Source organism: Homoserinimonas flava, from assembly GCF_054969005.1.
The window spans coordinates 587,364-609,671 of sequence record NZ_JBUEQS010000002.1; the positions used below are offsets into that span (position 1 = coordinate 587,364).

Genomic DNA, 22,308 nt, shown 5'->3' on the forward strand with positions numbered 1-22,308 from the left:
CATGCCCACACCATCTTCAGCCGAGCCCGTTCCTGCACTGCGTCCCGCCTTTGCGCCGGCGCTGCTCGGCGCCATAGTGCTGCTTGCCGGCCTCGCGCTCCTCGAGAGCGACGCGTTTCTCTTCATCAGGTTCGGGGTCTGCATCCTCGCGGCTATTGTCGCCGTGTTTGCCGTCCAGGCCGGCCACTGGTGGTGGCTGCTCGGGCTTGTGCCCGTCATCGTGCTGTGGAATCCAGCCTGGGTCATCGACTGGCACGGGCAGGGTTGGGTCGCTGCGCAGTTTGTCGCCGCGCTGGTGTTCATCGGCGCTGGCATCCTCGTTCGTGCGAAGCCCAGCGAAGCGTGAGGGGCTCGTGCTAAGCCTGCAACTGACACCCTTGACGGCGCGGAGGCAGCATGGAATCCCTTTGGAACGACGAAGCTCGCTCACGGACTGACCCAGCACAGCCGACGCCAGTGCCCTCTGGCGCGCGCTACGACGTCGTCGTTGTCGGCGCCGGGCTCACCGGGCTGACGGCAGCGCTGCTGTTCGCGCGCGCTGGGCTGTCGGTCGGCGTGCTCGAAGCACGATCGATCGGTGCCGTCGCGACCGGCAACACGACGGCCAAACTCTCGCTCCTGCAGGGTCGGCGTCTCTCGACCGTGCTCAGACACCGCAGCGTCGACCAGGCACAGGCGTATGTCGATGCAAACTGCGAGGGCCGCGACTGGCTGCTGAGGTATTGCCATGACCACGGAGTGCCGGTGCAGCGACGTGATGCCATCACCTACGCGACGACCGAGCGCGGCGCTGCGCGGGTGCGCCGCGAGTTCCGGGCCGCGTTGAGCCTCGGGCTCCCCGTCACCTCTGATGGGGGAGAGGAGCTTCCCTTTGCCACCACCGCCGTCATGCGACTCGCCGACCAGGCGCAGTTCGATCCTGTGCGGGTGCTGCTTGAGCTCGCAGCAGACGTGCGTGCGCACGGCGGCGTCATCCACGAGGGTGTGCGGGTGACAGGCCTCTCGACTCGAGACGGTGTAGTGCTCGAGACAAGCACCGGCGCGGTCGGCGCCGGTCGCGTTATTGTCGCCACCGGCAGCCCGATATTCGATCGTGGGCTGCATTTCGCCAAGCTCACGCCGCTGCGGTCATATGCACTTGCCTATCGGGTTCCTGGTCCGATCCCTACCGCGATGTACCTCTCGCTTGATGATTCCACCCGGTCGCTCCGCACAGCGCCTGTCGGAGACGACGAGCTTCTCCTTGTGGGGGGCAACGGTCACACGGTCGGTCGTGCCTCCTCAGAGCGCGAGCGCGTGGAAGACCTTGAGGCGTGGACCCAGCGGTACTTCCCAGGGGCTGAACGCACCCACGTCTGGTCTGCGCAGGATTATGAGTCCGTGAGCGGCGTTCCCTATGTAGGGCCGATGCCCGGCGGTCGCGGCCGCGTGTTCGTCGCGACCGGATATGACAAGTGGGGCATGACCAACGCCGTCGCGGCAGCCCTCGGGCTCGCTGAACTCGTGCTCGGCGGTCACATGCCGTGGGCGCACCGGCTGTATCGCCACGGCGTCAGTGTCGCCGACGTCGGAGCCGTGATGGGCGCTGGCGCCGCGGTCGCGTGGCACCTTGCGCGGGGGTGGATCACGGCGTGGCGCACGCCACTTGCTCCGCCGAGCGAGGGCGAGGGCGTGGTGGGGCGCGGTTCCGGCGTCCGACCGCACGGGGTCTGCATGGTCAACGGATCCGTCTCCAGGGTCGATGTCGTGTGCCCGCATCTTGGGGGCGTGTTGAAGTGGAACACCGCCGACCTGAGCTGGGATTGCCCGCTGCACGGTTCGAGGTTTGCGCCCGATGGCACGCGACTCGAAGGTCCAGCAGTGCGAGACCTGCGTCGGATGCAGTAAACTGGCGATGCGCTGACGATTCCGTTCACCGTCTCGACCGTGTCCGCACGTTGCTTGAGTCTGGAATCGCTGCCCCGAGGGCGACGCTGATCCCGCTTCGCAGCGACTCGAAGGGCGCACCAGGATGGTGCGGTGCTGCCGGGTTCCGAACGCCCGGCGCGAACACCACAGCTCCGCACATTCAGGAGGATCATGGCCCGCTCCGGTCGCTCGGAAGGCAACACCATCAACGGCAAGGCGCGCGGCGCCGGTCGCGGCTCCGCCAGGCGGAGTCCGCAGCGACGCGTCAGGCCAGGCGACGACGCAGGCCTCATCCCCGTGCTTGCGCGAGCCGTTCGGGAGATCGAGGGTGCTGCCGAGCGCGGCAAGGTGTCGCCATCGAATCGCACGAAGTTTCAGGTCATCGCGTTGCTCATGCGCGAGGAGCGCGCGCGCGCGAAGCACGACACCGAAACGAGCGATGCCGACCGCGCTGAACTGCTGAAGCGGCTCGACGGTGTCGCCACCATTCTCGCGAAGTCGGCAGCGCGCGACACCTCGCTCATCTCCCTCCTTGCCGAAGATGCCCCCGTCTCTGATGCCGCCCGCAAACTTCGCAGGGACATGCTCATGGCGTCGGGTGCCGAGCTCAGCCCCGACGAGCTCATCATCGCCGCCGAAACGCCGATTTCGGTTCCGGCAGCCGAGAAACAGGTGGTGCCAAAGTCGGTCATTTCCCGTCAGCTCAGCAACCCGTTCCTTGCCCCGGATTTCTCCGCGGCACCGAAAGCCGTCCCGCAGTCCCGCCGTCTCGCGAACTGGGAGCTCCTCGAGCCCCTCTACCGGGCGTTCGAGTATGGCTCGGGCGGCAATGTCGCGAGCATGGACCTTCCCGAGCCTGCAGCCGCCGACCGTCGCGTTCCGGGCGGCCTCGAGCTCTTCCACCATCAGGCCGAGTTTGTCGCGAGTGCCCGCACGGGGCATCGCACGTATCTGCTCGCCGACGAGCCGGGACTCGGCAAGACGGCGCAGGCGCTGCTTGCGGCATCCGCCACCAATTCCTACCCGCTGCTCGTCGTCGTGCCCAACGTGGTGAAGATGAACTGGGCGCGTGAGGTCGAGCGTTGGACCCCGAACCGCTCAGCGACCGTTATCCACGGTTCTGGTGAAGATCTCGACGCGTACGCCGATGTCGTCATCGTGAACTACGACGTGCTCGATCGGCACGTCGGTTGGCTGCGCACGCTCGGATTCCAGGGCATGGTCGTCGACGAGGCACACTTCATCAAGAATCGGGAGTCGCAGCGCTCAAAGCACGTGCTCTCGCTCGCCGAGAGCATCAGAACGCTCCGGCCGAAGGCGCTCATGATCGCCCTCACCGGCACGCCCCTCATCAACACGATCGAAGACTTCAGGGCCATCTGGCAGTTCCTTGGCTGGATCGACGGGGAGAAGCCAACGGCCGAACTCATGGCCAAACTCGAGGATGCTGGGCTCACTCCAGCCGACTTCGGCTTCTTTGCCGAGGCCCGTCAGTCGGTCATCGACATGGGGATCGTGCGGCGCAAGAAGCTCGACGTCGCGTCGAACCTGCCATCGAAGCGCATCGCCGACCTTCCCGTTGAGCTTGACGACGATCTCGGCCGCGGCATCCGTGAGGCGGAGCGCGAGCTCGGCCAGCGACTCAGAGCGCGCTTCATGTCCTTGGTGTCGTCGCGCGCCGGCAGCGACCACGACACCCCGAGCGAGGAGCTCATGCGAATGGTCGCACGGGCAGAGCTTGAAGAGTCGAAGTCCTCGAAGTCGGGAGAGAACGTCTTCACCATGGTGCGCCGAATCGGCCAAGCGAAGGCGGTGCTCGCTGCGGACTACACAGCGCAACTGGCGCGGTCTGTCGGCAAGGTCGTCTTCTTTGCCAAGCACATCGACGTCATGGACACGGCGGAAGAAACATTCGCGCGCCGCGGGCTCAAGACCGTGTCGATCCGCGGCGATCAGACCGCCGCATACCGTCAAGCCCAGGTTGACGCCTTCAATACCGACCCCGAGGTCTCGGTTGTGGTTGCGTCACTCACCGCCGCGGGTGTCGGGCTGAACCTGCAGGCAGCGTCGAACGTCGTGCTCGCCGAGCTGAGTTGGACTTCGGCCGAGCAAACCCAGGCGATTGACCGCGTGCATCGCATCGGGCAAGAAGAACCCGTGACGGCCTGGCGAATCATCGCAGCCCAGACGATCGACTCCAAGATCGCCGACCTCATCGACAGCAAAGCTGGACTCGCGGCACGTGCGCTCGACGGCAGCGACGAGGCCATCGTTGATGCGTCTGAGATCCAGGTGGAGGCGCTCGTCGCGCTCCTTCGCGAGGCCCTCGGCCGCTAAGGCCGACCACAAAACCCCCGATCAGCGGTGTCCTCCTTAATGCGGACTCCCCTTCGGGGGCACCCCGAAGTGGGGGCATACGCCATAGCATCTCGCGCTCTACAGTTGCAACAACGCAACACGGGGCAATCCGGGTAGCGGGGGCCGGTGCCGGTCGGTCTGCGGAATACGGGGGTATTCGCCGCAGATTTCAGACAGGCACCAGCAAGGCCCCCCTACCCAACCTCCGTTGCGCGTGCAGTAGGGACAGAGGCCCGCTAATCCGAAGGATTCTGCACGGGATTCTTGCCGTCTCGTTGGAGCGGTGATCGTGGCGGGCAACCGCCACGATCCCCCAACGAGCGTGACAGCGCCGCCACACGGGGGAGACGCGCCCTAGAGGGCCGATCCCGCTGGCATCAGCTCGCTGTCAACCGAGGGTGGGCAGAGCCGGTGTGCACCCGTTCTGCAGCCGCCGCATCCGTTCTGCAGCCAGCATCACCGGCCCACGCAGCCTACACAGCCCAGGCGGCCGTACCGCCCCAGACGGACATGACAATGGGGCCACACCCTTGTGGGTGCGGCCCCATTGTGGACTGCTGTGGTGGCGAACTCGGTTAGTTGAGTGCGCCAGACTGCCAGATCTGCGAGTCGACCCGCCAGTCGATCCAGCCGTTGCTGCGCTGCAGGCTCACGTTGACCTCAACCGTGTTGCCGGTCTCAGTTGTGCCGATACAGGTGAACTGCACTCCGATCTGCACCGCCGGGCTCGGGCAGCTGACATCGAGGGCCGTGCCGACGATCGCGGCATCGTCGGCGATTGCCTGCTCGACCTGCTCCTGGAACAGCTGCGGCATCGCCGCGATGAGGATTCCGGGGACCGCGATGATCGAGAGAAGCTGGAGCACACTGAGCGAGACCCAGACGAGCACCGGCGAGAGGCCCTTGCCAAACTCACGATTCGTCGCGACAGACCTGGCGATGAGATAGATCGGTGTGGTGAGGAAGGCGAGCGCCCAGTGCGCGGGCTTGGTGTGCCCAGCGGCGAAGAGTGCGCGACGGTCGAAGAACGCGATGACGACCGCTGCAAGGTACGGAACCACCTGGATGGCAATGAGCAGGGCCATCGGCACCGTCTGCGCACCCGACGAGACCGCGAGCAGCACGAGGACCATCTGCACCATCGGGATCATCGCGAGCGACCACACAAGCGGCGTGTAGATGATCTGCGACCGGTCGAGTCGCCGCTGTGCCGAACGCGAGTAGTCGCGGGCGTAGGCGTGCTGAGCAGCGGGGTCGGTGTAGGCGTACTGGCCGGCATCTGGTGCCTGCTGGTAGCCGGGAACGTCGCCATAGTTCACCGAGGAACTCGCGGGGCGCGGGTTCTCGGTGGGGCGAATGAAATCAGCGAAGGGGTCGGCCTGTGGTGCGCCCTGAAAGCCCTGCTGCGGCGGAGACTGGAAGCCCTGCTGCGGCGGGGCCTGGAAGCCCTGCTGTGCCTGGTAGGCCTGCTCCTGGGCGGCCTGTTGTGCAGCGCGCTGCTGGGCCTGGTAAGCCTGCTGCTGCGCTGCGCGCTGCTGCGCGGCCTGCTGTTCGGCGGCGCGCTGCTGGGCCTGGCGCTGGGCGGCCTGCTCGGCGGCGTGCTCCTGCTCGGCGCGGAGCCTCGCTGCTTCGGCTTCGTCGCTCTCTGATGACGCGAAGCTCGGCGCAGGCTGACTGCGCTCGATCTGCTGCGGCTTCGGCGGCTCAAGCTCGCGGAGTGTCGACATGAGCTCGGCCTTGGACATGGGAGCCTGCTGGGCGCCACCGGTCGCCGTGCGCTGTTCGCGCTGCGAACGGCGCGATGGCAGGTCGTCGTCGGCGTAGGCGAGCCGCGGCTCGTCCTGCACGATCAGCGGCGTGCGTGCGGCCGAGGTGAATTCGGTCCACGAGTGGTTGTCCCACCAGCGAAGCTGCGGAAGCCCCATCGGATCCGGGTACCACCCAGCCGGTACGGTCACAACGTCATCATCTAGCAAGGCGCTAACCCTCTCGTTGTGGCACGCTCCGGTCGGAGTGTGCCGCTGTCCCCCAGAAAATCTGCTTGGGCACGGTTCCCACCCTCCCCAGCGACGGTGAATGAGGAGTGTGAGAAAGACTAATCTTGGTGCCTCCTGGAATAGTACTGGGAAGCGCAGGCTCAGCGACACTGTCAATTTCGCCCGTGAGCCCCCGCTTTCGGGGGCTGTGGCGGGGGTGTCATGATCCTCTGTCAGCAGATTCCTAGGGCCAGATCGCGTTTCGGCTTACCCGAGCTCCGGAGGCCATGGCCCTGCAACACCCCGGATTGGTAGGCTCGAGGGCGGCGCCGGCACCGAGTCGCTGGCGACGAGGGAGCCGAATACCGTGAATGGTGCAGACGCCGCAGGGACACCACTAAATATGGGGTCTGTCACCCCTATTGGGGGAACCCCAGTGCCCCCCTTTGAGGGGCCAACACGCACTGATCGGGACTCCCTCGGTGCCATGGAGGTGCCAGTCGGGGTGTATTGGGGTGTTCACACCGCGCGGGCCCTCGAGAACTTCCCCATCACTCGGCGCCCCATTTCGGTGTACCCCGACCTGATCAGGGCGATCGCCAGGGTGAAGCAGGCAGCAGCCCGCGCGAACGTCGAGATCGGCGTGCTCGATGCAGCCAAGGCCGACGTCATTGACCGGGTGTGCGAAGAGATCGTCGGCGGAGCACTCCACGACCAGTTCGTGGTCGGCGTCATTCAGGGTGGCGCCGGCACCTCGACGAACATGAACGCCAACGAGGTCATCGCCAATCGCGCCCTGGAGCTTATGGGTCACGGTCGCGGTGAATACCAGTTCCTTCACCCGATTGACGATGTCAATCGCAGCCAGAGCACGAACGATGTCTATCCGACCGCCGTCAAGCTCTCACTCGTCTTCGGCATCCGGCGCCTGCTCGACGAGCACCGCCTGCTCGCGGCCGCATTCGCGCGCAAAGGCATCGAGTTCTCCGACATCGTCAAGGTGGGCCGCACACAGCTCCAGGATGCGGTGCCGATGACGCTCGGTCAGGAGTTCACCGGCTTTTCCAACACCCTGGTCGAAGACCACGACCGTCTGCGCGAAACCATCCCGCTGTTGAGCGAGATCAACATGGGGGCGACAGCGATCGGCACCGGCATCACTTCTCACCCCCGCTACACCGAAGCGGTCTGCCGGCATCTCGCGGAGGTCTCCGGCATCGACACCGTCACCGCGATGGATCTCATCGAGGCCACGAGTGACACCGGGGTCTTCATGACCGTGAGCGGCACGCTCAAGCGCGCCGCAGTGAAACTCTCAAAGATCTGCAACGACCTTCGGCTCCTCAGCTCTGGGCCGCAGTCCGGGCTCGGTGAGATCTTCTTGCCAGCGCGCCAGGCCGGGTCGTCGATCATGCCCGGCAAGGTCAATCCGGTGATCCCGGAGGTGGTCAACCAGATCGCATTCAGCATTGTTGGTGCGGATGCCACGGTCACGGCGGCGTCGGAGGCAGGCCAACTCCAACTCAACGCGTTCGAACCAGTTATTGCCCACAGCATCCTTCAGTCGCTCGCGTGGCTTACCAATGGATGCCGCACGCTCCGTATCAATTGCATCGACGGCATCACGCCGAACGTGCAGCGTCTCGCCGCGGAGATGGAAACGTCGGTGAGCGTCGTCACCGCGCTCACGCCGTACATCGGCTACGCGGCGTCGGCGTCGCTCGCGCACATCGCGCTCACTACGACGTCATCGATTGCCGACCTCGTGATCGAGAACGGCTATATGACAGAGGAGGAGGTGCGACGCGTGCTGAGCCCAGAACGGCTCAGTGGGCTCGTGCCAACGACCTCGGCTATACCGATCATTGTTCGTTCCGACCTCGGCGGCGGCCAGGCAGAGCCACCCAGGAGCTGACGGTCGCGGCACTGCACTGACGGTGCGCCGTCTCGACTTGGTGACGCCCGCCCGGTAGCTTGTCGAAGTGAACATGTGGTGGGATGCGGCGCTCTGGCTGTTGGTCTTGTGGTCGAGTGCGCTCGTGTTCCAGATCGCCGACACCGGCACGGCGTGGTACGACGTTCGATCGGCGCGCGTGCGGAACGTGCAATTTGCGCGCCGCCGCACTCACGAAATCTTCTGGGTCGTCCCGGTCGCCGCGCTTTCGGCCCTCATCCCCGCCTTCGGTATCGCGGTTGGCGCCGGCATGGTGCTCGACAGCGGCTGGCAGCTTGCCGGGGGAGTGCTCCTCTCACTCGCTGTCATCATCGTGGTCGCGACGGGGCTTGTGATCGGTCTCGTGCGCATCCTCACGCGCGATGTGCAGGGTTATGCCGTGCTTCGACTTCGTGTGAGTGATGCAAAGGCGCGCAAGGTGTCAAAAGACGATGTCGCGCGCTGGCGCGCAGAGCTCGACGAGATCGATCGCCGAGAGGCGCTGCGTCACGAAGACATCGCACGGTGGTTGCGCATCATCCCCATCGCTCTCGGGTCGCTTTCGCTCGTCGCCATCTGGGGTGCGATCGCGCAAGACTTCGCCGTGGCGGGATGGCCGGTCATCGCTGTGATCGCGGTTGTGCCACCCGTTGTGAGCATTGTGCTGGCCGCTCGCGGGGCCCGGCTCTCGCTCAGGGCGCGGGCGGCGTGGGCGCTCGTGAACGGGCGACAGCGTGAAGAACTCGTGCAAACAATCGACGAGCTTGAGCGCCGCACCAATCGCGGGGTGGCCGGCCTGAGCGATCGCGTCAACCGGGCTCTGCACATCCTTCGCGAGCAGCAACTGTGACCTTGCACGGCGGTGCGCCCAGATCGACTGCCCAGCCGGCTGAGAACCCGACCCCGGTTCGGCACACGACCGAGCCTGTTGCATCGAGCCGTGGTCGACGTGACAACACCGTCTTCGTGCTTGCGGTCATCGGCTACGCCGTGCTCTCCCTCATCGCCCTCGCTGTCATGGTGTATCTGCTGTCGTTCCTCGGGCCGGTCACCTTTATCGTGGCGGGCATCCTCGCGATCGTGCCGCTTGTCATTGTGCTCATCGGCATCTCGTGGATCGATCGCTGGGAGCCCGAACCAAAGGGTGCTCTCGTTTTCGCGTTCCTGTGGGGAGCCGCGGCATCCGTCGCCATCGCGCTGCTCTTCGACCTGGGTGTGCAGCTCATCGCCGCTGTCGTCGGAGCCGGCGACGGATTTTGGACACTCTTTCTCAGTCTTGTCGTGCAGGCGCCGATCGTCGAAGAGGTGGGCAAGGGGTTCGGCCTGTTGCTGCTGTTTTGGGTCATCAGGCGACAGTTCGACGGGCCTGTCGATGGCATCGTCTATGGGGCGATGATTGCCGTCGGCTTCGCCTTCACCGAGAACATTCAATACTTCGGGCTCGCGATCGGCGAAGCCCAAGGTCCGGGCGACGTGGGCGAAATCTTTGTCATGCGCGGGCTCATGTCGCCGTTTGCCCACGTCATGTTCACGGCCTGCATCGGCATCGTCATGGGGTTCGCTTCGCGGCGCACATCGGCCTTTGGCATGATCGGCTGGCTGCTGCTCGGCCTCATTCCGGCGATTCTCCTGCACGCGTTCTGGAACGGCTCCGCCCTCTTCGTCACCGACTTCACCGCCTACTACTTCGTCGTACAGGTGCCACTGTTTGTGATCGGCTTCTTCATCGTGTACTTCCTGCGCAAGCAGGAGCGCACCCTCACGCGGCGCCACCTGCAGGAGTATTCGGATGCCGGATGGTTCACCCAGCAGGAGGTCGCCTTCCTTTCGACCGGCCAGGGGCGTCGAGCAGCGTTGGCCTGGGCAAAGAGCCACGGCATCGGTGACGTTTTCGACGACTTCGCTCGCAGCGCCACCCGACTCGCGTTCGCGCGCCACCGCATCGTGCTCGGTCGTGACAGGGCCGCCGCGAACTATGACGAGGGCGTGCTCCTCGAGCGTATCGTCGCAGCGCGCCGCCGGATGGAAGCCCCCGCCGCTCGCTGAGGCCGCGAGCGCCGCTGAGACCGGGCCCGCTGCCTGCAGAGCACCACTGGCATGTGGACGACAGGGGCGTGCAGTCGCGGTGACATAGACTAGGGGCCGGATTTTTTGAGGGGCTTCTGAGTGATCGAACACGGTCTTGACCATGAGCGCGACTACGTTGCTGGCCTGTACGCGCGCCTCGATGCCCTCAAAGCGGACGCCGAGCGCCAGCTCGCCGCGGTACGTGCCCAGGGCGGTGGGGGCACCCACCAGAGCCGAACCGAGCGCGATACCTTCGCGCGCCTGTACGAAGATCGCATTGCTCAACTCCGCGATGTGACCGAACGCCTCGCCTTCGGCCGACTGCAGGTTGTGGCATCCGACGACGTTGATGAGCCGAGCGATCGGTACATCGGCCGCATCGGCCTCCGCGATGAAGACCAGCGGCCGATCTTGCTCGACTGGCGTGTTCCGCAGGCGAGCGCGTTCTATCAGGCGACCGCTGCGACGCCGCTGGGAGCTCGGGCGAGGCGACATCTCATCTCGCGTGGCCGTGAAGTCGTCAAGGTTGAGGACGAGATCTTCGACCCGGAGTTGCTCACTGCCGATCGGAATCAGGGTGACAACGGTCACCAGGGTGAGGGTGCGCTGCTTGCGGCGCTCGGAGCCGAGCGCACGGGTCGGATGAACGATATTGTCGCGACGATTCAGGCGGAGCAGGACCGCATCATCCGGTCGGATCTCCCGGGCATCCTCGTTGTGCAGGGTGGCCCTGGCACCGGCAAGACCGCGGTCGCACTGCACCGTGCCGCCTATCTGCTCTATACGCACCGCAAGCGGCTCGGAAATTCCGGCGTGCTCATTGTCGGCCCATCGCCATCGTTCCTCCACTACATCGAATCGGTGTTGCCGTCGCTTGGCGAGACAGGCGTCGTGCTCGCGAGCCTCGGTTCGCTCGTGCCAGACACCGCGGCGACCACGAGCGATATCCCTGCCGTGTCGGCGATCAAGGGGCGTTCTTCTGTGGCGGATCTCATCGCGAAGGCGGTGCGTTCCCGCCAGCGAGTCCCGGATGCGCCGGTGCCGATGATCGTGAACGGCGACACCGTCATGCTCGACCCCGCAACCGTCGAACGTGCCATCGCGCGGGCTCGCGAGACGCGCAAACCGCACAATGAGGCGCGGGTGACGTTCGTGCGAACGGCGCTCGCCGAGTTGACCCGCTCGTGGGCAGACCAGCTTCGGGCACAGGGCAACACGATTGACGGCGCCGACCTGCCAATGCTCCAGGAGGACCTTCGCACGGCTCATGACGTGCGGGTCGCGCTCAACACGGCGTGGCTGCCCCTCACGCCCCACAAGCTGGTGCAAGACCTCTATGCCAGGCCGCAATGGCTCGCCGAGCTCACACCGGGCTGGTCGGATGCGCAGCGTGCGCTGCTGCGCCGCCCCCGCGAGGCGCCGTTCACAATCGACGACGTGCCGCTCCTCGACGAGGCCGCCGAACTTCTTGGAGAGTACGACGCGGTCGACGCCGCCCGGCGTCGCGAAGCGAAGCAGCAGCGCAAACGCGATGTCGAGAACGCCGAGGCGGCGATCGAGAACATGCAGGTCGGCGGCATGATCGATGCCAAGTCGCTCGCAGCGAACTTTGCTGAGACGGGCATTCGCTCGACAACCTCCGAGCGGGCCGCGGGTGACCGGTCGTGGACCTATGGACACATTGTGGTCGATGAGGCGCAGGAGCTCTCGCCCATGCAGTGGCGCGTGCTGCTGCGTCGCTGCCCTCTGCGGTCGTTCACGATCGTCGGGGACATCGCACAGGCATCCGCAGCGACCGCGTCATCGACATGGCAGCAGGCGCTCCGCCCGCTCGTTGGGCGCACGCCCGAGGCTGGACGCTGGCGCCTCGAAGAGCTCACGGTCAACTACCGCACGCCGAGTCAGATCGCGGAGGTCGCGGAGCGCTTTGCCATCGACCGTGGCCTGCCGGTCACCCCATCGACCGCAGTGCGGAGCACGGAATGGCCGGTCGACCATTCCGACGACATCCTCACCGCGATCGAGCAGCAGCGGGCGGGGGGAGCTTCCGGCACGCTCGCACTCATCGCGCCGAGCGAGCAGCTCGGCGAGGTCTTCGGCGTCGTGCGCGAGCGCTTCGGCGATCTCGTTGCGTTCGGGGCTGACAGTCTTCTCGCCTCGATCGTCGTGATCAGCCCCCAGGATGCGAAGGGGCTCGAGTTCGATGGTGTCATCATCGTCGACCCGGCAGCGATCGCCGCGGCCCCGCGTGGGGCCAATGCGCTGTATGTCGCCATGACCCGCGCGACGCAGCGATTGACCCTTGTGGGTGCCTTGCCCGCCGACGTACAGCCCGCGGGAGCGCACGGCAGCTGAGCGGCTCGGCACCCCGCCCTCATGCGATGCTGGGGGAGTGCCAATCCTCACGCAAACGCTGCTCGAGCGCATCCGGAGTCGTGCCGACGCGCACGACCGAGACAACACCTTTCCCCACGGCGACGTGCAAGATTTGGCTGACGCGGGTTACCTCGCCGCCTTCGTGCCGGTCGAGTTCGGCGGGGCCGGACTCAGCCTTCGTGAAATCGCCAGCGAACAGTCAGCGCTCGCTGGCGCGGCACCCGCGACGGCGCTCGCTGTGAACATGCACCTCGTGTGGACCGGGGTGGCGCGGATGCTGCACGATCGCGGCGACGATTCGCTCGACTTTGTCCTCCGCGAGGCAGCGGCGGGAGAGATCTTCGCCTTCGGCATCAGTGAGCCCGGCAATGATCTCGTGCTCTTCGACAGCACGACGGTTGTGAGCCCGCTCGGCGACGGTGGATACGCGTTCACAGGAACCAAGATCTTCACGAGCCTGTCACCAGTGTGGACTCGGCTCGGAGTCTTTGGCCTCGACGATTCCGGGGAGATCCCGCAGCTCGTTCACGCCTTTCTCGACCGCGATGCCGAGGGAATCGAAATCCTCGATGACTGGGACACGATCGGCATGCGTGCGAGCCAAAGCAACACCACGCGGCTCACCGGCGCACGGGCGGCCGCCGACCGCGTGTTCGGTCACCGACCGCAGGGTGCGACACCGCATCCGCTCGTGTTTGCGATCTTCGCGAATTTTCTCGTGCTCGTCTCTGCCGTCTACACGGGCGTCGCGCAGCGTGCGCTCGAGCTGGGCGTGGAGGCGGCTCGCGCGCGAAGGTCGGCGCGTACGGGGCTCACGGCCGATCAGCAACCAGAGACCCGTTGGAAACTTGCCGACGCGGCGATCGCACTCGACGGGCTGCTGCCGCAGTTGGAGTCGCTCGCCCGCGATGTCGATGATCGTGTCGATCACGACGACCAGTGGTTCAGGATGCTCACTGGGCTCAAGCTCCGCGCGACTGAGACGGCGCGCTTCGTGGTGGATCAGTCGGTGCGCGTGGCGGGCGGTGCCGCATATCGCAACGGCAGCGAGCTTGGCAGACTCTCGCGCGACGTGCTCGCTGGTGCCTTCCACCCCAGCAACGAGGATGCTGTGCACTCCACAGTCGCCACGGCGTTGCTCGGGCCCATCGTTGACCCCTCGGTGGCGACCAACGACGAAGGAGCGACCTCATGACTGAAGTGCTAGATCTCGACGACGCCGCGGTGGCCTGGTCCGAGCCGGCAGACACGCTGGGGCCGCGGCCGCTCATTGTGCTGCTGCACGGGCGCGGCTCCAATGAGCGCGATCTCATGCAGCTCGCGCCGCTGCTGGTCCCCGACGCTGTGTACGCCTCACCGAGGGCGCCGCTGTCGTTCATTCCGGGGGCGAGCTTCACCTGGTTCCCGCCAGCGGAGCCCGGGCTTCCAGATCCGGATGCCGCTGCCGCTGCTACCCGCGGAATTCTCGCCTGGCTTGATCGCATTGCGCCGTCAGGGCCCGTCGCGGTCGTCGGATTCAGCCAAGGGGGAGCGCTCGCCACCCATCTCATGCGCTTCGCTCCCGAGCGGTTCGTCGGCTTCGTGAATCTCTCGGGGTTCGTCATCCCGGCCGACGCCCCGGCCGACGAGCGTCTCAGCGAAATCCGACCGCAGGTCTTTTGGGGGCGCGATGTCGCCGACCCCGTCATTCCTACCGCCGCGACGGATGCTACGGAACTCTGGTTGCCCGAGCACTCCACCCTGACGCGTCGCCGGTACGAGGGCATCGGCCACAGCATTTCGATGGAGGAAGTGCTCGACGTGCGCTCGTTCCTCGAATCCGTCTTCGACGCGGAGATCGCCATGGCTGAGCGCACGACCGGCCCGTAACGGACTCATCGCCCGGTGCGGCACTGAGTGCGGCTCTCCCGGACGATGAGTTGATCTGTCTCTAGGATGCGCCGGTGCGGCCCTAGAAATCAAGCCTTGGCCCAAAAAACGCTGCTCGCGACCGCCCCCGTGCTGGGGATACCGAGGTCGCCGCAGCGGGTGGATGCTAGACCGACCGGCCCCACTGCCCCTTCGCTGCCGACCCGAGCCACCGACTCCCTGCGGAGGGACCCGACCTGCCAGAGACGGACTTCATGGACGACGATGCACCGCGCACGTCACCCGAGCAGAGGGGCGCGCGGCGCGATGCGGCCATTGCCGAGTTCGTACGGGCCCAACGGGAAGCGCCGGCGAGGGGTCGCATCGCGCGGGTATTCGGTCGGAGCCCACTCCGCCACGCGAGCTGCTCCTGGCTTGATGCCGCACTCGAAGAGTTCGAGGTCTGCTGGGAGCTCTCGCGGCTCGGCCCGCCCTACACGGTGCTGCACGCGGTGCCGACGACACTGCACGGCGGCACGATAGATCACGTCATCATCGGCCCCACCGGGGTCTTCGCTGTGCATTCGGCGCGCACGAGGGGTGAGGATGTCACGGTCACTGCGCGGGCATTCGTTGTCGACGGGCATCGTCGGCCAGATCTCCGCCTGCTGGAGCAGGCGATCGGCGTCGTGGAGCGCTGCCTCTCAGAGGCTGGCACGATCGAGGTGAGGGCGTCAGGTGTGCTCGTCGTCTCGGCGCCAAAAACACTGACGATCGGCGACCCGCCCAAGGATGTGAATGTGCTCGGGCCGGCGGCGCTTGTCCGGTGGGTGCACCGACAGCCGACAACACTTTCCGACAGGGCCGTCGCGACACTCTCGGCGACGGCCAAGCGTGACTCGACCTGGTTCGGAACAGCGTCGGAGGAATGCATGAGCCGAGAGCTCAGCGATCAGTTCGGGGCGATCCACCGCGAGCATGCGCGGGCCCGCGTCATCCGACACCTGTGGATTATTGCGCTGATGGCTGGTCTCGCCGTTCTCGTGGTGTGGGGCGCGATGACTGCCAGCAGTGCCCCCTGACCGCGAGCAGCAGGTTGGGTGTGCGTTCGCCGAGACTCCATGCCCGTCTTCTTCGTCGGACGTAGCGTCACCACCATCGAATGGCGGGCCGATCCCGGACCCGTCGAGACGAAGGAGCGGACATGACCACGACGACGCTTATTGGCAAGCGCATTGCCTTCTTGCTCACCGATGGTGTCGAGCAGATCGAACTCACAAGCCCGTGGGAGGCCGTGCACGATGCCGGTGGTCTCCCCACCCTGGTCTCGCCCGCCGGTGAATCAGTGCAAGGGTTCGAGGGCACAACACCCGCGGACACGTTCACAGTCGATGCCGCACCAGGTTCGGTCGACGCCGCAGACTTCGACGCCCTCGTGCTGCCGGGCGGTGTGGTGAATGCCGACCACCTGAGAATGGATGAGGCATCCGTCGATCTGGTTCGTGCGTTCTTCGAGCAGCACAAGCCTGTCGCCGCAATCTGTCACGCCCCCTGGATGCTCGCCGAGGCAGGTGTGCTCGGTGGGCGCACCGTCACCTCATACCCATCCCTGCGCACCGATCTGGCGAATGCCGGCGCGGAGTGGGTCGACGAGGAGGTTGTCGTCGACCACGGCCTCGTGACGAGTCGCACTCCAGACGATCTCGCCGCGTTCAACGCGAAACTGGTCGAGGAGGTGCTCGAGGGCACGCACGCCGGCCAAACGACGTGAGGTAGCGCAGCAACGGGATGACGGGTCCCCGCTCGGCGCGCCCCGACGTGCGCCGTGCACACCCTGCGGCCTATCGGCACTACGCTTTCGCCCATGCATTCCTCGCCGTCGGCCCGACTGTGGCTCGCCTTCCTCCCGTATGGGGTCGTCGGGGTCATTCATGTTCTCGCGCTCGCCTCGACGGCATTCTGGCCGGATGCTGCCGCGCTCGCCGCAGCCAGCAAGACGTTGCTCATGCCGGCACTCACGCTCGGGTTCATCGCCGGGGTGCCCGTGCGCCGGAGTTCGGCCACGGCGCTCGGGGGTGCCGCGCTGCTCTTTTCGTGGATCGGTGACTTGGTGCTGCTGGTCCCTGGCGAACTGATGTTCCTTTTCGGCCTGGGGGCGTTTTTCGTTGCCCATGTCTTTTTTGTGCTCCTCATCGCACGCCATCTCGCTGTGCGCCGTCTGCCGCTCGCGTCGCTGGCGTATCTCGGCTGGTGGATCGCCCTTATGGCGCTGCTTGCCCCGCACGTCGGGCTGCTCGTGTGGCCTCTTGCGACATACGGAGTCGTGCTGGGAGTGATGGCGGCGACGGCGGCCCGCAGCATCGGGCCGGTGGTCATCGGCGGGTTGCTGTTCCTGATTTCTGACACGGTGCTCGGGGTGGACCGCTTCATGCCGAGTATCGATTTCTGGCAGGCGGATGTCGTCATCATGGTGACCTACATTGCCGCTCAGGGCTTCCTCATCGTCGGTGCGGTGCTCCACCTGCGAGCGGGCGCTGCGATGACCCGCGAGGCGCCGCAGGCTGATGGTGTGGCATCCGGTTCCGTGCCGGTGTCCGTGCCCGTTCCGGTGCTCGACGCCGACGCGCCCGTCCCGTCCTGAGCGCGGTCTCGCTAGCGGTCGGCGGCGCGTCGTCGCCGGTCGCGTTCCGCGTCGGCAGCGGCTGCCTCGTCGGGGGTCGGGGCCGTGCCGCCCAGATGCCGTGGCTGCCACCAGGCACCGTTGCCGTCGTGGGGGTACGTCTTCTGCGACGTGTCGACGAGGTCTTGCATGATGTCGCGGAGTCGGTCTGTGACGACGCGGGCGTCGTCGGCGGCGCTAACCAGCATGGGGGCTCCGACGGTGAACCTGATGGGCACGTCGAAGCGATCCCGGAGTCGGATGCGACGATTCTTGGTCAGCAGTCGGTGCCCACCCCAGACGGCGACGGGCACGAGGGGCACTCCCGCTTCGGCGGCGAGGCGGGCGGCGCCAGTCTTGAGTTCACGCACCGTGAACGAGGCGCTGACCCCGGCTTCTGGAAAGACCCCGATGAGCTCGCCGCGCCGCAGCGCGTCGACCGCATTCGCGTAGGCGTCTGCTCCGGCCTGCATGTCGACGCTGATGTGACGCATGCCGCGCATGAGCCACCCGACGACGGGCTTCTCAAAGACCGACTTCTTTGCCATGAAACGGATGCGTCGCCGATTCTCGTGCCACATGGCCCACTCGACGAGCGCGAAGTCGAGGTAGCCGAAGTGGGTCATCGCGATGACGGCGCCGCCGGTGGCGGGCAGGTGCTTGCCGCCCGTGATGGTTGGCGCGAGCCGCAGCGCACCGAAGAGGGCGCGCCCAGCCACGATGGCGGTCGTATATATCGGCTCGCGGGTCACGGCACCAGAATATTGCGGCGCGCTCGGTGCTGCCTGAGTGCGCTCGCGGCCTCGCTGTGCTGTTGGTCTCGATCGGGCCCGGAACTGGCCCTCCACGGGTGGTAGACTCTGTCAGTTGCCGTTAGAACGGCCGCGGATCAAGAGAGCCGGCACATCCTGTGACCGGCACCGCGCAACGACAGAAAGGGGATCCCATCTATGGCACTCGAAGCAGACGTCAAGAAGGCGATCATCGATGAGTACGCTACCCACCCGGGCGACACGGGTTCCCCCGAGGTTCAGGTTGCGATGCTGACGCGTCGCATCAAGGACCTCACGGAGCACCTCAAGGAGCACAAGCACGACCACCACTCGCGTCGTGGCCTGCTCCTCCTGGTCGGCCAGCGTCGTCGACTGCTCGGCTACCTGCAGGATGTCGACATCAACCGCTACCGTGCGCTCATCGAGCGCCTCGGCCTGCGTCGTTGACCTGTCGATAATCACGGGAGTCGTTCGTCGGTTCCTCAGTTTCTGAGGGTCTCGATGACACCGCGATCTTCTTGGACGGGCCGTCACCTTCGGGTGGCGGCCCGTTTTTCGTGCCCTCCACCGTCGTTCTCGGCGCGCACGCGCTCGAGCAGGTCCTGCCAGGGCCCGGTGAAGCCCTGCTCCGGAATTTCAACGCTCTTCGGTTCACACGTGACGATGTAGACGTAGCGATCGACGCTGTCGGCTGGGGCAGGATGCTCGTCCCAGGGGAGTCGCGCGAGCAACTCGCGCCACGACGGCTCATCGGGGTCGACGGTGACGCTCCACCGGCGACTCATGCCCGCGATTCCGCCCGTGCGGCGGATCGTGACGGTCATTGTGGTCACGGCAGGACTCCCACCGCTGTCCAGCCATTTACGACGGCGTTCTGTTCTGCGCTGGTGCCGCCGAAGCGCTGCGAGGCGGCCTCAATCGTGATCACCGCGAAATCCTCGAACGAGGCGGTGCGTGCGAGTTGCCCTCCCGTGAGGGTGTCGTACCAGACCTGCCCTGCGCGGTCCCATGCCGTGCCGCCGAGCGACTGTGCTGCAAGCGCGAACGCGCGATTCGGAATTCCGGAGTTGAGATGCACACCGCCGTTGTCGTCTGTCGTCTCGATGTAGTCGTCCATGTGGGCGGGTTGCGGGTCGCGGCCGATGACATCGTCGTCGTAGGCGGTGCCGGGTTCGAGCATCGAGCGGAGCGCGCGGCCCTGCACGACTTCGGTGAAGAGCCCTTCGCCGATGAGCCAGGTTGCCTCGGCGGCCGACTGGCCAGCTGAATACTGTTCGACGAGGGCACCGAAGACGTCGGAGATCGATTCGGCGAGCGCGCCGCTCTGTCCCTGGTATTCGAGGCCAGCGCTGTACTGGGTCATGCCGTGGGTGAGTTCGTGGCCGATCACGCTGAGTGAGCGGGTGAATCGGCCGAAGACCTCGCCGTCGCCGTCGCCGAAGACCATGCGACTCCCGTCCCAGAATGCGTTGTCATAGCGATCGCCGTAGTGCACGACGGCGTCGAGCCGCATGTTCCGGCCGTCGATCGATGCACGCCCATACACGTCGAGCAGCAGGCGATGCGTGTCGCCGAGTCCGTCGTATGCCTCGTCGGCGGCGAGGTCGCCGGTGGGGCCGTCGCCCTCATCCCGCACCTGGCGACCGGGGAGGGTCGTGGCGTTGTCTGCGTCATAGATCGTGCGACGAGGGCCGACGACGCCGAGCGCGCCGGGGGAGGTCGTCGCGCCAGTCCCGGATGCGGGCACCTCGCAGCGTTGTTCGCGGATGGGGGCGTCGATCACGAGGGCGCGGCGCGCGGCGGCGGCCGCAACGGCATACCTCGGGTCTGCCGTTTCGGCGATGCGAGCGAGGAGATACGGGGGGACGACGGAGGAGCGCATGCACCGATCCTCACACCGGCCACCGTCGCCCACACCGGGTTCCCCGCACATGCTCAGGCAGCGCGACCAGGTTTCGAGCCCGGGAATACTCGTTGGATGCCAGCGTTGCATACAATACATACAAACGCATCAAAAAGGATTCGCGATGAGCGCAATGCAGTTCGGCATCTTCAGTGTCGGTGACATCACCACAGATCCCACGACAGGGCACACCCCTAGCGACGCCTCGCGACTCCGCGACGTCCTCACCATTGCCCAGCATGCCGAGGCGGTCGGCCTTGACGTCTTCGCGATGGGGGAGCACCACAACCCGCCGTTCTTCCCCTCGAGCCCTGTCGCCATCAACAGCTGGCTCGCCGCCAAGACCGAGCGGCTCATCCTCTCGACCGCGACGACCCTCATCACGACCAACGACCCGGTTCGTCTCGCGGAAGACTACGCGACCCTGCAGCATCTCTCCGGCGGCCGCATGGACCTCACCCTCGGCCGCGGCAACACCGGTCCCGTGTACCCGTGGTTCGGTGAGGACATCCGACAGGGCATCCCGCTCGCGCTCGAGAAATACGCGCTGCTGCGCCGTCTCTGGCGCGAGGACTACGTCGATTGGAGCGGAGAGTTCCGCACCCCGCTGCAGGGCTTCCAGTCGACGCCGCGCCCGCTCGACGGTGTGCCGCCCTTCGTCTGGCACGGCAGCATCCGCAGCCCAGAAATCGCCGAGCAGGCGGCGTACTACGGCGATGGCTTCTTCTCGAACCATATTTTCTGGCCCGCCTCGCACACACAAAAAATGGTGCAGTTCTACCGCCAGCGCTATGCGCACCACGGCCACGGCACGTCCGAGCAGGCGATCGTCGGCCTCGGCGGGCAGGTGTTCATGCGCAAGAACTCGCAGGATGCGATGCGCGAGTTCCGGCCGTACTTCGACAATGCTCCCGTCTATGGCCACGGTCCGAGCCTTGAGGAGTTCACGGAGCAGACCCCGTTGACGGTCGGCAGCCCCCAGGAGGTCATCGACCGCACGCTCGGCTTCCGCGACTACGTCGGCGACTACCAGCGACAGCTCTGGCTCATGGATCACGCCGGCCTGCCGCTCAAGACGGTGCTCGAGCAGCTCGACATTCTCGGCGGCGAGGTCGTGCCGGTGCTGCGCGCGGAGTTTGCGAAGCAGCGCCCGGCGTCGGTTCCGGATGCTCCAACGCACGATGCCCGCAGGGCAGCTGCCACGGTCGCTGCCGCGGCAGAGCGTGCGGAGTCGATGGCTGACGCCGGAGTGCCCGGCCGGGGTTAGCGAGCAGACGCGACTAGCGCCAGGTCATGGCACGATGACGGCGCGTCCCCGCAGGCTCCCCTCATGGAGGCGCTCATACGCGGTGGGGGCGTCGTCGAGACTGAAGGTCTCTGTTTCGACGTGGATCTGCCCCCGCTTGGCGAGTTCGAGCACTTCGATGAGCTCGTCTCTCGTGCCCCAGTACGGTGCGCGCACGGCCACGTCGTAGGCGGTTGTTCCGAACCCGACAGGCACGGCGCCACCGCCGACACCGATCATGCTGATCTCTGCCTCGTGGGCCGCCATCGGTCCCGCAAGATCGGCAGTCGCCTGGATGCCGACGCAGTCGAAGATCGCATCAGCGCCGAACCCGCCGGTGAGTTCCCTCACAGTCGCGACCGCGTCCGCGTTGCTCAGCGCGGTGTGGTGCGCGCCGACATCCTTCGCGAGCGCGAGCTTGTCTTCTGCGACATCGAGTGCCACGACCGTGGCGCCGGTGATCGCGCGGAGGATCTGGATGGCGACATGACCGAGCCCGCCGGTCCCGATCACGACGGCGGTGCTGCCGGCTCCGAGTTTGTGGATGCTGCGCTTGATCGCGTGATACGGCGTGAGCCCTGCGTCGGTGAGCGAGACATTGGCGATCGGATCCAGGTCCCCAAGTGGCACGAGGTGTCTGGCGTTGTCGATGAGCAGGTACTCCGCCATCGCCCCCGGTGCGCCAAGCCCGGGGGGTTGGATGCCGAGCGCGGCGGCGTTGAGGCAGATTTGTTCTTTGCCCTGCGCGCAGTTGTGGCAGTTGCCACAGCCCCACGGCCCGTAGACCGCGACAGCGTCGCCGACAGCAACGCCGGTCACGCCGTCACCGAGCTCGTGCACGACACCGGCGCCTTCGTGCCCGAGGGTGAGGGGGAGTGACCAGCCGTAGGCGCTGTAGGTCTCGGCATCGAGCCCCATCACGAACGCGTCAGAATGGCACACGCCCGCAGCGGTGACTTTGAGAAGGACCTGGCCTGGGCCAGGAGTCGGGGTCGGAATTTCGACGACCTCGGGTGGTGAGCCGATCGTGCGGTACTGCAGTGCCTTCATGGCGTGCCTTTCTCTCAGAGGAAATGCGTACTCCCATTCCACTCCGTTGCGGGTGAGAAGGCCAGCGCCAGCGTGAACTCCGCGTGGCGCTTCGCGGTCCGTTCAGCCGTCCACTGGTAGACTCGCTGCGGCTGCAGTGATGCACCCAGAGCAAGAACCAAACGGAGCAGGC

The 22,308-nt window shown here is 66.2% G+C and carries 19 protein-coding genes; 14 read left to right on the forward strand and 5 right to left on the reverse strand.

The genetic code is table 11. From position 1 onward, the window contains the following. Position 1 precedes the first annotated feature (1 nt). From ACY48M_RS08235 to ACY48M_RS08245, 3 genes are all read left to right on the forward strand, one after another. Positions 2-346: a DUF6804 family protein gene (locus tag ACY48M_RS08235; RefSeq protein WP_462819783.1), complete on the forward strand. Its 345-nt coding sequence runs from the start codon at positions 2-4 to the stop codon at positions 344-346. Positions 347-396: 50 nt separating this feature from the next. After that, on the forward strand, positions 397-1,887 hold the full coding sequence (locus ACY48M_RS08240) for an FAD-dependent oxidoreductase (protein WP_462819784.1): 1,491 nt from the start codon (positions 397-399) through the stop codon (positions 1,885-1,887). Positions 1,888-2,079: 192 nt separating this feature from the next. Beyond that, positions 2,080-4,245, forward strand: a complete 2,166-nt coding sequence (locus ACY48M_RS08245) for a DEAD/DEAH box helicase (RefSeq protein WP_462819785.1) — start codon at positions 2,080-2,082, stop codon at positions 4,243-4,245. A gap of 596 nt (positions 4,246-4,841) precedes the next feature. Here ACY48M_RS08245 and ACY48M_RS08250 read toward each other — a convergent pair. Further along, the gene (locus tag ACY48M_RS08250) at positions 4,842-6,224 is read right to left on the reverse strand and encodes a DUF2510 domain-containing protein (RefSeq protein WP_462819786.1); all 1,383 of its coding nucleotides are present in this window, start codon (positions 6,222-6,224) and stop codon (positions 4,842-4,844) included. Between the two features lie 421 nt (positions 6,225-6,645). On the opposite strand from ACY48M_RS08250, the gene ACY48M_RS08255 reads away from it, so the two are divergent. The 9 genes from ACY48M_RS08255 to ACY48M_RS08295 all read left to right on the forward strand — a co-directional run bounded on the left by ACY48M_RS08255 (position 6,646) and on the right by ACY48M_RS08295 (position 17,107). Continuing rightward, positions 6,646-8,157 (forward strand): aspartate ammonia-lyase, encoded by a 1,512-nt coding sequence (locus ACY48M_RS08255; protein ID WP_462819787.1) that lies wholly within the window; start codon positions 6,646-6,648, stop codon positions 8,155-8,157. 67 nt (positions 8,158-8,224) lie between these two features. Next, positions 8,225-9,025 (forward strand): hypothetical protein, encoded by an 801-nt coding sequence (locus tag ACY48M_RS08260; RefSeq protein ID WP_462819788.1) that lies wholly within the window; start codon positions 8,225-8,227, stop codon positions 9,023-9,025. Continuing rightward, entirely contained in the window at positions 9,022-10,221 is a 1,200-nt protein-coding gene (locus ACY48M_RS08265; RefSeq protein WP_462819789.1) for a PrsW family intramembrane metalloprotease, read from the forward strand. The genes ACY48M_RS08260 and ACY48M_RS08265 overlap by 4 nt, the downstream gene beginning before the upstream one ends. Before the next feature lie 120 nt (positions 10,222-10,341). Next, the gene (locus tag ACY48M_RS08270) at positions 10,342-12,597 is read left to right on the forward strand and encodes a HelD family protein (RefSeq protein ID WP_462819790.1); all 2,256 of its coding nucleotides are present in this window, start codon (positions 10,342-10,344) and stop codon (positions 12,595-12,597) included. Positions 12,598-12,634: 37 nt separating this feature from the next. After that, positions 12,635-13,813, forward strand: coding sequence for an acyl-CoA dehydrogenase family protein (locus ACY48M_RS08275; protein ID WP_462819791.1), 1,179 nt, complete (start codon positions 12,635-12,637; stop codon positions 13,811-13,813). Next, positions 13,810-14,487, forward strand: a complete 678-nt coding sequence (locus tag ACY48M_RS08280) for an alpha/beta hydrolase (protein ID WP_462819792.1) — start codon at positions 13,810-13,812, stop codon at positions 14,485-14,487. The genes ACY48M_RS08275 and ACY48M_RS08280 overlap by 4 nt, the downstream gene beginning before the upstream one ends. 254 nt (positions 14,488-14,741) lie before the next feature. After that, the gene (locus ACY48M_RS08285) at positions 14,742-15,548 is read left to right on the forward strand and encodes a nuclease-related domain-containing protein (protein ID WP_462819793.1); all 807 of its coding nucleotides are present in this window, start codon (positions 14,742-14,744) and stop codon (positions 15,546-15,548) included. Between the two features lie 122 nt (positions 15,549-15,670). Then, positions 15,671-16,237, forward strand: coding sequence for a type 1 glutamine amidotransferase domain-containing protein (locus ACY48M_RS08290; RefSeq protein ID WP_462819794.1), 567 nt, complete (start codon positions 15,671-15,673; stop codon positions 16,235-16,237). 93 nt (positions 16,238-16,330) lie between these two features. Continuing rightward, the gene (locus ACY48M_RS08295; RefSeq protein WP_462819795.1) at positions 16,331-17,107 is read left to right on the forward strand and encodes a lysoplasmalogenase; all 777 of its coding nucleotides are present in this window, start codon (positions 16,331-16,333) and stop codon (positions 17,105-17,107) included. Positions 17,108-17,118: 11 nt separating this feature from the next. Here the strand turns inward: ACY48M_RS08295 and ACY48M_RS08300 are convergent, their stop codons facing one another. After that, complete coding sequence (locus tag ACY48M_RS08300; RefSeq protein WP_462819796.1) at positions 17,119-17,877, reverse strand: lysophospholipid acyltransferase family protein; 759 nt, start codon at positions 17,875-17,877, stop codon at positions 17,119-17,121. Positions 17,878-18,075: 198 nt separating this feature from the next. On the opposite strand from ACY48M_RS08300, the gene rpsO reads away from it, so the two are divergent. After that, on the forward strand, positions 18,076-18,345 hold the full coding sequence (rpsO, locus tag ACY48M_RS08305) for a 30S ribosomal protein S15 (RefSeq protein ID WP_462819797.1): 270 nt from the start codon (positions 18,076-18,078) through the stop codon (positions 18,343-18,345). An 83-nt stretch (positions 18,346-18,428) separates the two neighbouring features. Here the strand turns inward: rpsO and ACY48M_RS08310 are convergent, their stop codons facing one another. Both ACY48M_RS08310 and ACY48M_RS08315 read right to left on the reverse strand, forming a co-directional pair. Further along, a complete protein-coding gene (locus ACY48M_RS08310; RefSeq protein WP_462819896.1) occupies positions 18,429-18,722 on the reverse strand; it encodes a protealysin inhibitor emfourin in 294 nt (97 codons plus the stop codon). 5 nt (positions 18,723-18,727) lie between these two features. After that, positions 18,728-19,780 carry a M4 family metallopeptidase gene (locus ACY48M_RS08315; protein ID WP_462819798.1) on the reverse strand — a complete coding sequence of 351 codons (1,053 nt, stop codon included), beginning with the start codon at positions 19,778-19,780 and terminating at the stop codon, positions 18,728-18,730. A 154-nt stretch (positions 19,781-19,934) separates the two neighbouring features. Here ACY48M_RS08315 and ACY48M_RS08320 point away from each other — a divergent pair, with 154 nt between their 5' ends. After that, positions 19,935-21,068: an LLM class flavin-dependent oxidoreductase gene (locus tag ACY48M_RS08320; protein WP_462819897.1), complete on the forward strand. Its 1,134-nt coding sequence runs from the start codon at positions 19,935-19,937 to the stop codon at positions 21,066-21,068. 24 nt (positions 21,069-21,092) lie between these two features. Here ACY48M_RS08320 and ACY48M_RS08325 read toward each other — a convergent pair whose 3' ends face one another. Next, positions 21,093-22,136 (reverse strand): NAD(P)-dependent alcohol dehydrogenase, encoded by a 1,044-nt coding sequence (locus ACY48M_RS08325; protein WP_462819799.1) that lies wholly within the window; start codon positions 22,134-22,136, stop codon positions 21,093-21,095. Positions 22,137-22,308: the final 172 nt, after the last annotated feature.

What these genes read in the sequence shown, in the direction of transcription:
- ACY48M_RS08235 (WP_462819783.1), top strand. Translation starts at nt 2, where the DNA reads ATGCCCACACCATCTTCAGCCGAGCCCGTTCCTGCACTGCGTCCCGCC.
- ACY48M_RS08240 (WP_462819784.1), top strand. Translation starts at nt 397, where the DNA reads ATGGAATCCCTTTGGAACGACGAAGCTCGCTCACGGACTGACCCAGCA.
- ACY48M_RS08245 (WP_462819785.1), top strand. Translation starts at nt 2,080, where the DNA reads ATGGCCCGCTCCGGTCGCTCGGAAGGCAACACCATCAACGGCAAGGCG.
- ACY48M_RS08255 (WP_462819787.1), top strand. Translation starts at nt 6,646, where the DNA reads ATGGGGTCTGTCACCCCTATTGGGGGAACCCCAGTGCCCCCCTTTGAG.
- ACY48M_RS08280 (WP_462819792.1), top strand. Translation starts at nt 13,810, where the DNA reads ATGACTGAAGTGCTAGATCTCGACGACGCCGCGGTGGCCTGGTCCGAG.
- ACY48M_RS08285 (WP_462819793.1), top strand. Translation starts at nt 14,742, where the DNA reads ATGGACGACGATGCACCGCGCACGTCACCCGAGCAGAGGGGCGCGCGG.
- ACY48M_RS08290 (WP_462819794.1), top strand. Translation starts at nt 15,671, where the DNA reads ATGACCACGACGACGCTTATTGGCAAGCGCATTGCCTTCTTGCTCACC.
- ACY48M_RS08295 (WP_462819795.1), top strand. Translation starts at nt 16,331, where the DNA reads ATGCATTCCTCGCCGTCGGCCCGACTGTGGCTCGCCTTCCTCCCGTAT.
- rpsO (WP_462819797.1), top strand. Translation starts at nt 18,076, where the DNA reads ATGGCACTCGAAGCAGACGTCAAGAAGGCGATCATCGATGAGTACGCT.
- ACY48M_RS08310 (WP_462819896.1), bottom strand. Translation starts at nt 18,722, where the DNA reads ATGACCGTCACGATCCGCCGCACGGGCGGAATCGCGGGCATGAGTCGC.
- ACY48M_RS08315 (WP_462819798.1), bottom strand. Translation starts at nt 19,780, where the DNA reads ATGCGCTCCTCCGTCGTCCCCCCGTATCTCCTCGCTCGCATCGCCGAA.
- ACY48M_RS08320 (WP_462819897.1), top strand. Translation starts at nt 19,935, where the DNA reads ATGCAGTTCGGCATCTTCAGTGTCGGTGACATCACCACAGATCCCACG.
- ACY48M_RS08325 (WP_462819799.1), bottom strand. Translation starts at nt 22,136, where the DNA reads ATGAAGGCACTGCAGTACCGCACGATCGGCTCACCACCCGAGGTCGTC.